This window comes from Parabacteroides sp. AM58-2XD (assembly GCF_003463685.1).
Classification (GTDB): domain Bacteria; phylum Bacteroidota; class Bacteroidia; order Bacteroidales; family Tannerellaceae; genus Parabacteroides; species Parabacteroides segnis.
The window spans coordinates 1-11,855 of sequence record NZ_QSDP01000003.1; the positions used below are offsets into that span (position 1 = coordinate 1).

General features: G+C 44.4%; 9 protein-coding genes and 3 pseudogenes. 6 read left to right on the forward strand and 6 right to left on the reverse strand.

Annotated elements, in window-relative coordinates:
• Nucleotides 1-317: 317 nt before the first annotated feature.
• Nucleotides 318-976, reverse strand: a pseudogene (queC, locus tag DXA15_RS01185) (7-cyano-7-deazaguanine synthase QueC).
• A gap of 234 nt (nucleotides 977-1,210) precedes the next feature.
• On the opposite strand from queC, the gene DXA15_RS01190 reads away from it, so the two are divergent.
• Nucleotides 1,211-2,593: an OmpP1/FadL family transporter gene (locus DXA15_RS01190; RefSeq protein ID WP_128132865.1), complete on the forward strand. Its 1,383-nt coding sequence runs from the start codon at nucleotides 1,211-1,213 to the stop codon at nucleotides 2,591-2,593.
• A 300-nt stretch (nucleotides 2,594-2,893) separates the two neighbouring features.
• Here DXA15_RS01190 and DXA15_RS01195 read toward each other — a convergent pair whose 3' ends face one another.
• The 5 genes and pseudogenes from DXA15_RS01195 to DXA15_RS01215 all read right to left on the reverse strand — a co-directional run bounded on the left by DXA15_RS01195 (nucleotide 2,894) and on the right by DXA15_RS01215 (nucleotide 7,504).
• The gene (locus DXA15_RS01195; protein WP_128132866.1) at nucleotides 2,894-3,214 is read right to left on the reverse strand and encodes a T9SS type A sorting domain-containing protein; all 321 of its coding nucleotides are present in this window, start codon (nucleotides 3,212-3,214) and stop codon (nucleotides 2,894-2,896) included.
• 86 nt (nucleotides 3,215-3,300) lie between these two features.
• Nucleotides 3,301-4,213: pseudogene (locus tag DXA15_RS01200) on the reverse strand (ribonuclease Z).
• 320 nt (nucleotides 4,214-4,533) lie between these two features.
• Nucleotides 4,534-5,688, reverse strand: coding sequence for a cytochrome d ubiquinol oxidase subunit II (locus DXA15_RS01205; RefSeq protein ID WP_128132867.1), 1,155 nt, complete (start codon nucleotides 5,686-5,688; stop codon nucleotides 4,534-4,536).
• Nucleotides 5,689-5,699: 11 nt separating this feature from the next.
• Nucleotides 5,700-7,265, reverse strand: a complete 1,566-nt coding sequence (locus DXA15_RS01210) for a cytochrome ubiquinol oxidase subunit I (protein ID WP_128132868.1) — start codon at nucleotides 7,263-7,265, stop codon at nucleotides 5,700-5,702.
• Nucleotides 7,266-7,276: 11 nt separating this feature from the next.
• The gene (locus DXA15_RS01215; RefSeq protein ID WP_009859856.1) at nucleotides 7,277-7,504 is read right to left on the reverse strand and encodes a DUF4492 domain-containing protein; all 228 of its coding nucleotides are present in this window, start codon (nucleotides 7,502-7,504) and stop codon (nucleotides 7,277-7,279) included.
• A gap of 286 nt (nucleotides 7,505-7,790) precedes the next feature.
• Here DXA15_RS01215 and DXA15_RS01220 point away from each other — a divergent pair.
• The 5 genes and pseudogenes from DXA15_RS01220 to DXA15_RS01240 all read left to right on the forward strand — a co-directional run bounded on the left by DXA15_RS01220 (nucleotide 7,791) and on the right by DXA15_RS01240 (nucleotide 11,631).
• Nucleotides 7,791-9,262, forward strand: a pseudogene (locus DXA15_RS01220) (Gfo/Idh/MocA family protein).
• A 20-nt stretch (nucleotides 9,263-9,282) separates the two neighbouring features.
• Nucleotides 9,283-10,137 carry a DUF1080 domain-containing protein gene (locus DXA15_RS01225; protein ID WP_128132869.1) on the forward strand — a complete coding sequence of 285 codons (855 nt, stop codon included), beginning with the start codon at nucleotides 9,283-9,285 and terminating at the stop codon, nucleotides 10,135-10,137.
• 169 nt (nucleotides 10,138-10,306) lie between these two features.
• Entirely contained in the window at nucleotides 10,307-10,672 is a 366-nt protein-coding gene (locus tag DXA15_RS01230) for a DUF6249 domain-containing protein (protein ID WP_128132870.1), read from the forward strand.
• 9 nt (nucleotides 10,673-10,681) lie between these two features.
• A complete protein-coding gene (locus DXA15_RS01235; protein ID WP_128132871.1) occupies nucleotides 10,682-11,245 on the forward strand; it encodes an RNA polymerase sigma factor in 564 nt (187 codons plus the stop codon).
• The gene (locus DXA15_RS01240; RefSeq protein WP_128132872.1) at nucleotides 11,242-11,631 is read left to right on the forward strand and encodes a hypothetical protein; all 390 of its coding nucleotides are present in this window, start codon (nucleotides 11,242-11,244) and stop codon (nucleotides 11,629-11,631) included. Before DXA15_RS01235 ends, DXA15_RS01240 begins: the two co-directional genes overlap by 4 nt.
• Nucleotides 11,632-11,855: the final 224 nt, after the last annotated feature.

An 11,855-nucleotide genomic window follows, 5' to 3' on the forward strand; every position in this document is an offset into this window, starting at 1 on the left:
ACCTACGGTGTCAATGTAAGCCTGTAAGGCTTTAACAAACCAGCCCAGGTTCTAACCCTGGGTTTATGAAAACCCGCTCCTGTCTTTCCGCCCTGTAGGGGCGGGACAAGGTAAATATCAATCCTTTCCATCTTGTCGCACCCCTACAGGGTGCATCAGAAAGAGAAGGATTCAAGAAGCCCCAGGGTTAAAACCCTGGGTTAGTTTGTTACAGGCCTACAGCCTGAAGACACCGTCACTAATTGGTTCATCTTATAATTAGCAGATAGCTCGATTATTTCTAGCATCGAGTCTCACTTTTTCTACTATCAAGCCTTTTATCCTTTTCTTTTCAAATATTTCTCTAATCCTTCCCGGCGCAGTTTGCAAGCCGGGCAATGGCCGCAACCGTCGGCTGGGACGCCGTTGTAGCAGGTCAGTGTCTGCGTGCGGACCAGGTCGAATACGCCCAGTTCGTCGGAGAGTTGCCATACTTCGCTTTTATCGCGGTCCATCAGAGGAGTATGGATGACGAACTGTTCATCCATCGCCAGGTTCAGCGTCACATTGAGCGAGCGGACGAAGGTGTCGCGGCAATCGGGGTATCCGCTGAAATCGGCCTCCGATACGCCGGTGAGAGATGGAAAATACCTTTGCTCCGTGCCATGATGGCGGCGAATGTCAGGAAAACCATATTCCTTCCCGGTACGAAGGTGTTCGGATAACTGTCGGCCGGTTTGTCTTCATCCATTTCGATAGAAGTGTCCGTCAACGAGTTAGGCGCCAGTTGGCTGATTAGCGATACGTCCAGCAATTGGAACGGCACGTTGGCATCGGCAGCAATCTTGCGTGCAATATCAATTTCGAGGGAATGTTTCTGGCCGTAAGTAAAACATACGGCTTCTACGCGTTTAAAATGTTTCTTGGCCCAGAACAGGCAGGTGGTGGAGTCTTGTCCACCGGAGAAGCATACCAGAGCGGCATCTTGATGTTTCATATTTTTCTTGTTTTATACGTGGTTCAGCAAGCACACGGAAAAGGAGACATTCCTTTTCGCTGCAAAGATACTTTTTTAATTGAGAATTGAAAATTGAGAGTTGAAAATAGGGGGGATAGTTGGAAGTATTGCACATAAATGGCATATTTGTGCCGCACATTTCTATTAAAAGTGTGCAATATTAAAGAAAAGTATTTATCTTTACCGCCGTTTTGTAATAATGAAAAGTAAAACATGAAGAAAAAAGTATTATTAGGTGCGGCATTGATGATGATGCCTCTGCTTTCTTTCGCTGGTGGATATTTGACGAATACTAATCAGCATGCAGCCTTTTTAAGATCACTTTCGCGAGGTGCTGCAATTGATATAGATGGTGCTTTGTCTAATCCTGCGGGCCTTTCTTTTTTGCCGACAGATGGTTTTCGCGTAGGCGTGAGTATCCAGAGTGCTTTCCAAACTAGAAATATCGATGCCTCTTTTGGTACATATAATGGTTTCGATCCGGTCAATCAGAAGCCGACAATGGCAGAGACTCCCTACAAAAAGTATTACAAAGGAAAAGCGGCTGCCCCTGTGATTCCGAGTGTTTTCGCGGCTTACAAAAAAGGCGACTGGACCATTTCCGGATTCTTTGCCATCACGGGAGGAGGAGGTAAGGCTTCGTTTAACGACGGTTTGCCTATGTTCGAATCGGCTGCTATGGCCGGTATATTCAAGGAAAGTTTGACAGACTATATAAAGACAGGTGGTCAAAGTCCCATCGTCACTCCGGAAATGTATACTATTAACAGTGCGATGGACGGTAAACAGTTTATTTATTCTCTACAACTTGGTTTGGGATACAAAATCACGGACTGGCTTTCAGCCTTTGCCGGTGGTCGAATGAATTATTTTTCAGGGAACTATGACGGTTATCTGAATGCGAAGTTAAAACAGAATTTAGGCGGATCAGAATTGATGGCGCTGGCTTTGAATTGCGACCAGACTGGTTGGGGACTTACGCCGGTTCTTGGAGTCGATGTTAAATATGGTAAATTCAATTTCGGTGCCAAATATGAGTTTAAGACGAACCTGAACATCGAAAACGATACAAAGAAGTTGGATTATCCTGAAAGTGCGGAAGATCTGGTGGGTGCTTACAAGCATGGTGTGAATACACCGAACGATATTCCTTCCATGCTTTCTGTGGCTGCTTCTTATCAGTTTTTGCCCATGTTAAAAGCTTCTGTTGAGTATCATTTCTTCGATGATAAGAAAGCGGGAATGGCCGGAGGAAAACAGAAAGAGCTCGAAAGAGGTACCAACGAGTATTTGCTGGGTATCGAGTGGGATATTATCAAGAGATTGACTATTAGCGGTGGTGCCCAGATTACGGATTATGGTTTGTCGGACAACTATCAGAGCGATACCAGTTTCTCCTGTGACTCTTACTCACTGGGTTTCGGAGCTAAGGTGATGTTGAGCGAAAAGATGGCATTGAACGTGGGTTATATGTGGACAAGTTACCATGATTATACAAAGAAATCGAACAATTACTCTGGCACGGGTCTTCCCGGAGCTAATGTATATAGCCGTACCAATAAAGTATTTGGGCTAAGTCTTGATTATGCTTTTTGATGGGTATTTTTATAAATGAGTTTAACCTATACATATATAATTACAGAAGAAGAGGGTTTGTCTTGGTGGCAGGTCCTCTTTTCTTTTCGGGAATACGGAGGTTTGTTTCATTCGGGAAGAGCTTATAGCTTGTGCGGATGAAGTAAAAGTTCCATCAGGGTGGGGAAATAAGCCCATTGCAGTGGGGACTTTCCCCCATTATGGTGGGGGCTTTTCCCCACTGTGTAAAAAAAATTGGGGAAATTAGAATGAGATGTGATGGATATAAGTAAAAAATATCCAAAAGCAACGGAGATGTATTTAGCGGATGGCTACTTTGCGGACAGTTTCGCCGATGCGGACGATATAGTAACCTTTGGCGATGTTAACGGTGTATTCGCCATCCGGTTGTTTCAGCTCGATTTCCTTGACACGGATGCCTACCACGCTGTATATTTCCAGCTTGCTTCCGATGGGAGCGTTCTTCACAACCACCTTGTTGTCGTAGGCGCTGATTTCGATAGAATCGGGTTCTGCCTGCTTTACGACATGCGTTGCCTGAACCGTTTGCTGCGCACTTGCAATAAACGGGGAACCAACGTAAGCGCTGATCAACAGAATTATGGAAAATAATATTCTCATATTCGAAACCCTAAATTCGTACAAATGTATGAATAATTTTGAATATGCTGGATATTTGGCAGTTATTATTTAAGAAAACCACGATATTATATAGGCAAAACCATCCCTTCGGTTCCGAGAATGGTGCCGGGATATACTTCTTCCGCTTCGCGATGCAATGCTGTCAAGTCCTCGTAGCGGGCAGAATAATGACCGATAATGAGGCGTTTGACACCGGCTTTCAGGGCGATGTCTGCCGCTTGCCGTGCTGTAGAATGGAATGTTTCTTTGGCGCGTGCCTTGTCGCATTCGGCAAAGGTCGCCTCATGATAAAGAAGGTCTACCCCTTCAATGATCGGGATGACGGAAGGATTGTAGGCCGTATCCGAGCAATACGCATAACGTTTGGGGGGAGCAGCCGGGCGCGTCAGTCGTGAATTGGGAATCACTTCTCCTTCCGGCGTGACATAATCCTCTCCCAGCTTGATATCCTTCATGCATCTGACGGGGACCTGATAGAAGTCGGTCATCTCGCGGATGATATGGGCTTCTTTTGGCTTCTCGGCAAACAAAAAGCCGCAGGTCGGGATACGGTGTTTCAGGGGAATGGAGTAGACGGAAAGCGAGCGATCCTCCATAATCAGTGAATGGCTACGTGTATCTACAGGATGAAACGGACTCGTAAGGCATGCCTTTGCAGAATGTATCCAATACCGGGCGCATATAGTTTTCAATTTCTTTGGGTGCATGTATCACCAGTTCGCCGGTGCGTCCCAGCATACCGAGTGTGGAGATCAAGCCGGGCAGACCAAAACAATGGTCACCATGCAGGTGGGATATGAAAATATGATTCAACCGACTGAATTTGATACGCATATGGCGCATCTGCACCTGTGTGCCTTCGCCACAGTCTATCATATATAATTTGTCCCGTAAATCTACTACCTGAGAGGTTGCCAGATGCCGTGTTGTAGGTAAGGCCGAACCGCATCCCAAAATGTTTAAATTGAAATCTGCCATAAAGGAATCCCTTGGATAATTGTTTGCAAAGATAATACAAAAGCATCTGTGTTCTGTGAAAAATAACAAAAAATGCGGTCGGATTGTTCCGAAGATGCTTCGGATTACATATATTTGTTTGCTGTCCTAAAGGAAGCATTCTATAGTAAGTAAAAAAGACTTAAGATATTTTATTCTAAGCCTTAACTAACTTTTTCTTTTTGTTTAAAACGGTTAAATGTAGAAACGGCCAAGCGTGAGCTTCGCCGTTTCCTTTGTTTTATGGGGTATGTTTCTTGCAAAGGGCGGTTCGTGAACCGTCTGTACGGACGCCGTGTTCTTTAGTAAGTGTGCCCGTCTTTCTGTTCCATCTCTTCTGCGTCGATCTTATGAAGATCGAGTGCCCTCCATGCATAGAATATATAAGCCAGCACGAACGGAACGAGAATGGATACGTAACTCATCACTTTCAGCGTGAACGGACTTGATGAACTATTCTGAAGAGTCAGCGAACTTTGCAGATCGGTCAACGACGGATAATAAGCCGTGTTGTTCCAACCGGCACAGAGCAATAACGCCAGTACGGTGAGGACGGTCCCTGTTCCGGCAAACCAGATTCCTTTCCGCCACGTTTGCGACAGGATTGTTTTAACAATACCGAACAAAACAAGCACTACGCCCACTAGCAGCACTGCCAGTACAGCCGGCATCTCAATCAGGTTGATGAAATATTTATAAGGCTGCATAAACACCTCCTGCGTTTCCGGGTTCACGGCAAAACCGTCTACCAGCATCAAACGTACGAGGAACAGCAGGAAGAACACCAGGAACAAAGCTGTTTCCGGTATCAAACGTTTCCGGCAGCGGACCACTATATCCTTATTGTCAATATTGTTGATGAAATAGAGCAATGCCTGCACACGTGCCAGGAAGAATACGGCCAGCCCGAGACAAACGTTCCAGAATACAAATGCTGCTTCCAGCCCATGCAGAGAGTTATTCCAGGTCGAGATAACCGGCATGGTAATATCTGTCATCTGTCCTTTATTCACTGAAAATTCAGCTCCGTTGAAGAATGTCCCTACGGCAGTTCCCAGCAGGATCGGGCCCAACACACCGTTGATGATCAGGAATATCTGGTAAGTCTTTTTGCCCAGTAAGTTCCCTTTTTTAGCTTGGTATTCGTAGGATACGGCCTGTATCACGAAGCAAAGCAGAATGAGCATCCACACCCAATAAGCACCGCCGAAACTGGTCGAGTAGAATAAGGGGAAAGAGGCAAAGAACGCACCACCGAAAGTAACCAGTGTTGTAAAGGTAAACTCCCATTTACGTCCGGTTGAGTTTAATAACATCTTTTGTTCCAGCTCCGTCTTGCCGATCGAAAAGAGCAATGACTGACCTCCCTGTACAAAAAGCAGGAATACTAACAGTGCTCCCAGCAGGGATACGAGGAACCACCAGTAATGTTGTAATAATATATATGTACTATCCATGGTGTATATTTTTAGTTTTCATTGTTAGTAGATACGGCCGGTCCTTTCTTGATAGCCTTCACCATAATTCCCACTTCGGCAATCAGTAAGATTGTAAACAGAATCAGGAACAGGAAGAAAGTGGTCTGTACAGACGATGTAGCCAGTTTGGAGATAGATGCGCTCGTCGGAAGAATATCCTGTATAGCCCACGGTTGGCGTCCCACCTCGGCAACGATCCATCCGGCCTGTCCGGCAATATATCCCAGCGGAATCGACCACAGGCATACTTTCTGAAGCCAGCGGGTGTCTTTGAACTTGTCTTTTTTACTCCAGATGATCGCAATGATAAAGAGCAGGATGAAGTAACCTCCCAGAATCACCATGATACGGAAGGAATAGAACGTCATTCCTACATGAGGAACCAGGTCGCCCGGATCTTTGATATAACCGTAACCGAAATAAGGGAAGTTCTCGTCGAGTGTCGCCCGGTATTGTTTGGCGGCCACTTCGTCTTTCTCTTTCTTGGCTTCGCGGTATTTGGCGAGTGCCTGGATAGCCTGTTGTCCTTTGGCAATCTTTTCGGCTGCGGAAAGAGCCGGCGTGCCGTCTTTAGTCTCATATCCTCCTTCGATCAAATTATTGATACCCGGAACATATCCGTCTATCTTGCGTTCTGCCAGCAAAGACAGCATTTTGGGTATTTGTATATTAAAGATGAACGGCTCTACATTATCTTTATAACTGGTCTTCTCCGGATTCAGCATCCCGATGCCCACCAGTCCGACGCCGTTTCCTCCTTCGTAAAGGCCTTCCATGGCAGCCAGCTTCATCGGCTGTTTCTGAGCAACCTGATAGGCGGAACCGTCACCGGTCCAAAGGATCAGTAAAGAAGCAACCAGTCCGAAAATGGCGCTGATCTTGATACTTTCCAGGGCAAAACGCGTTTCCCGTTTCTTCAACAGATACCAGCTACTGATGCCTATTACAAATAATGCACCTACGATCCAGCCGGATAATACGGTGTGGAAGAATTTATTGATGGCGACAGGCGACAAAGCGACTGCCCAGAAATCGAACATTTCGTTGCGTACCGTGTCCGGATTGAATTGCATACCTGCCGGATGCTGCATCCAGGCATTGGCGATCAGGATCCACAGGGCGGATAAGGTGGCTCCGATAATTGTCAGCCAGGTAGAAGCCAGGTGGAAACGTTTGCTTACTTTGTCCCAGCCGAAGAACATAACCGCGATAAATGTCGCTTCCATAAAGAAAGCAAGGATACCTTCGATGGCCAGCGGCGCTCCGAAAATATCACCGACGAACCAGCTGTAGTTCGACCAGTTCGTCCCGAACTCAAATTCGAGAATCAGACCGGTGGCGACACCGATCGCGAAGTTAATACCAAACAGCTTCATCCAGAACTGGGCTGTCTTTTTCCAGAATTCGTCACCTGTTTTGTAATAAATGGTTTCCAGTATTGCCTGGATCACACCAAGCCCTAAAGTCAGGGGTACAAAAAGCCAGTGATACATGGCCGTCAGAGCGAACTGCGCCCTCGACCAGTCAATCAAAGAAGTGTCAATGCTTTCGATCATAATTATATTAATTAAGGAGTAATTGCTCGATTGATCAATTCACCCGATACGTGTTCCTGTTTCTCGGAATCGCTATCAAACTGTCCCAGGTAATTAGGAAAGAAAAACAGTTTTAATATAAAAAACATGATGAAGAGCTTGACCAATATAATCAGCCATAGCGTTTTACCCAGCTTCATTTCACGAAATCCTTCCAGGTAAAATTGGTAAATTCGAACAAGTATTGGTTTCTTTTTCATGTTCAGCTCTTCATTTATATAACAGAAATCCGGTGAATATGTTTTGTGCTAGACAAATATAAAAGAAAGAACGACTTTTCAAACACCTAGCTCCATAGATAATATTTATGAAAAAATAGACATTGTCTATAAGCACTGTTAAAAAAAACTATTTTGAAAAAGAAAGCGGGAAGGACGGCTTGTTGTTATTTTCGCATTGGCTATATTTGCGTCAGTTTGTGTTTTTAAGATGTGACAATTGAATCAGAATATTATTATTAAGTGCTAATCTATAAAAATTATTACTATGTCAAACATCACTAGAAGATCATTTCTTCAAAGAGGCGCAGCCGCTGCTGCTGCATTGACCATTGTTCCGGGTTCCGTTTTAGGAAAAAGTCATGGGTATGTGGCTCCAACAGATAAATTGAATATTGCTGCTGTCGGTATCGGCGGTATGGGACATGCCAATATTAATGCTGTAAAAGGAAGTGAAAACATCGTTGCTCTTTGCGACGTGGATTGGAAATATGCGAAAGGCGTATTCGACGAACATCCGAATGCTAAAAAATATTGGGACTATCGCAAGATGTACGATGAGATGGGTAAATCTATCGATGCCGTTATTATCGCTACAGCCGACCATACACATGCTATGATTACGGGAGATGCGATGACATTGGGCAAACATGTTTATTGTCAGAAACCGTTGACACACTCTGTGTACGAATCTCGTTTGTTGACTAAACTGGCTGCTTCTACAAATGTTGCAACTCAGATGGGTAACCAAGGTTCTTCTTCTGAAGATACGGATTTGGTTTGCGAATGGATCTGGAATGGCGAAATCGGTGATATCACAAAAGTTGAATGTGCGACAGACCGTCCTATTTGGCCGCAAGGTTTGAATACTCCGGATAAAGCAGATAAGGTGCCTTCTACATTAAACTGGGATTTATTTACCGGTCCTGCCGAATTGAAACCTTTCAACAAAATTTATCATCCTTGGAACTGGCGCGGATGGTGGGCTTATGGTACAGGTGCTTTAGGCGATATGGCTTGCCATATCATGCACACTCCGTTTAAGGCATTGAAATTAGGTTATCCGACAAGCGTTGAAGCTTCTTCTACTTTGTTGCTTCGTGATTGCGCTCCTAATGCACAGCATGTGAAGTTTATTTTCCCGGCTCGTGAAAATATGCCGAAACTGGCCATGCCGGAAGTTGAAATTCATTGGTATGACGGCGGTATGATGCCGAATCGTCCGGAAGGTTTCCCGGAAGGAAAAGAATTGATGGGACCTGGTGGCGGTCTGACTATTTTCCATGGAACGAAAGATACATTGATTTGCGGTTGTTACGGACAGCAGCCGTTCTTGTTGTCAGGTCGTGTTCCAAATGCTCCTAAAGTATGTCGTCGTGTAAAAGGACATGAAATGGATTGGGTACGTGCTTGTAAAGAAAATGCATCCAGCCGTGTACAAACAAAATCGAATTTCTCGGAAGCCGGTCCGTTCAATGAAATGATCGTGATGGGGGTATTAGCAGTTCGCTACAGAGTCTGAACAGAACATTGAAATGGGATGGCATTAACATGCAATTTACGAACATCGGTGATAACGAAATGATAAAGACTTGTATCAAAGACGGTTTCACTATCAAAGATGGTCATCCTTCGTTTGCAAAGGACTGGACAGATCCTGTTAATGCAAAACAGTTTGCAGCCGAACTGATCAAGCACAACTATCGCGATGGTTGGAAATTGCCTGATATGCCTAGATAACAGTTTTAAACTACATAAAAATGAAGAAGTCAGTATTATTTATCAGTGCCGCGCTGATGATGTGCTATTTTACATCTTGTGGCGGTGGAAAGAAAACAGATGAAGCTGCTGCCGATGCAACAGCTGAAGCAGAAACAGAAGCAGCTGTGCCTGAATACAAATTATTGGATTTACCGACAGTAGACCTGTCTACGTTCCCGAAAGATGCCGATGGTTGGATTACTATGTTTGATGGTAAAACACTGAATGGCTGGAGAGGATATGACCGTACAGATGTTCCTAATGCTTGGGAGGTGAATGACGGCGCAATTCATATCAAAGGCTCCGGTGCCGGTGAAGCTGGTGCTAAGGACGGTGGTGATCTGGTATTTGCTCATAAGTTCAAAAATTTTGAGTTGGAATGGGAATGGAAAGTAGCTAAAGGCGCTAATTCCGGTGTATTTATTATGATCCAGGAAGTGGAAGGACAACCTTCTTATATTTCTGCCCCTGAATTTCAAATCTTGGATAATGCAAACCATCCGGATGCCAAATTGGGTAAAGATGGTAATCGTATGTCTGCTTCCCTGTATGATATGATCCCGGCTAAACCGCAGAACTCTAAACCGTTCGGCGAATGGAACAAGTCTAAGATCATGTGTTACAAAGGTACGGTTGTTCACTATCAGAATGACGAACCGGTTGTTGAATATCACTTGTGGACACAGCAGTGGAAAGAAATGCTGGACAAGAGTAAATTCAGCAAAGACAAATGGCCGTTGGCTTATGAACTACTGTTGAACTGTGGCGGACCTAACAAAGAAGGTTTCATCGGTTTGCAGGATCATGGTGACGACGTTTGGTATCGTAACATTAAGATTAAAATATTGGATTAATCTTTCTGTAGTTTACGGATAACTTATTGATAAATACCCGAAATCGGAGGTGCATCCGGTTTTCGGGTATTTTTTTTGAAAATAGTTTGTCATTCCTGTAACCTTCTTTCCGGAACGTTAGTCTTATCTGTAAACGAAACAAATTAGAAACAAATTAAATATTGAAATTATGGAAGATTGGTTGATTCCCCTGGTTGCAATTGTTTGTGCGGTAGGCTTGCCCGTTGTGTTACTTATGATACTTGTAGTAAGAACTACCCGGACAAAACATGAAGAGCGTATGGCTATGATCGAGAAAGGTATTGTATTGGAAGAGCCGGAAAGGAAGGCGAATAAATTCAATGCCCTGCGCAACGGTTTGTTGATGATCGGGTTGGCTTTGGGAGCTATTGGTGGTATATATCTGGATGATACGATGCCGAATGACTGGGCTGGTTTTTCTGTTGTTATCTTTACTGTTTTAGGTGGCGGTATAGCTTATCTGGCCTATTTCTTTATTGTTCTCAAGATGTTGGAAAAAGAGAAAGAACAATAAACCGGATTGATGGACGAACAAAAATGGATAAAAAGCATTCTGGCAGGGGACACCAAAAGTTTCTCCTGCTTCGTCGCGAAGTACCAGCAGATGGCATTTACGATTGCCTTCCGCATACTGGAGAATCGCGAGGAGGCAGAAGAAGTCGTGCAGGATGCTTTTGTCAAGATGTATCGTGCGCTTCCGTCTTTCCAGTTTGGCAGTAAGTTTTCTACCTGGTTCTATAAAATTGTCTATAATACGGCCATTACCGCCCAGCGGAAGCAATCCGTATTCGACAGTTATGATGATGCTATTGCAACCGATCTTACAACCAGTGAAGTAGATAGTGCAACGGCTATCCTGGAGCGGGAAGACCGGAAAGAAATAATTGCACGTGTATTGAAAAAGTTACCGGCCGACGAGAGCCTGGTACTTAATCTCTTTTACCTGGAAGAGTGTTCCATTGCGGACATCAGTCAGATCACGGATCTGACGCCTTCCAATATTAAAGTAAAATTGTTTCGGGGACGTAAGCATTTCTACGAAACATTACAGTTAATGATGAAGAATGAAACAGCTAATGTGTTATGAGTATATCAGATAAAGATATAAACCGCTTGACCGGCAAACTTCTGAAAGAAGGAATGGTTAAGCCATCTCCGGATTTAAGCCTGCGGATCATGGATCTTATCATGCAGGAAGAACCGTTGAAAGTACCGGAAGTGAAAAAGGTCAGGATGAGTTCCGGAATGCCCCCTTTTATGATTGTTGGTGTCATTATTGCATATCTCGTCGTGTTTGCCGGCGTATTGATGCTTTTAGGCCAACAGCCCGCAGGAAGCGTTGATCATATGCTGGAAGGGATAAAGGATAAACTGCCGTTTATCATGACAATTGCGGCTATCGCCGGTTCGCTGATATTTTATTCGGCATTGGATAAAGTGTTGGCTGTTACTTTTCTCTTGAAAGAAAAGTAACCAAGTTCAAGGTTGCATTTGCCTCGCTACTCAGTATCCTACGTTCGCTGTCGTCTGTGAACTCGCTTCGCTTAAACAGCACAGCCTCCGGGCGCTCTCTACGGATACTTCGCTTTACGCTCGTCAAATGATGCCTTTCATAGAACGCTTTGCGTTCTCCTGGGATTGCCGATACTACCTGTTAAATCCGAAAGTTTTTATTTTATAAGTATCGGTGTCGGCCA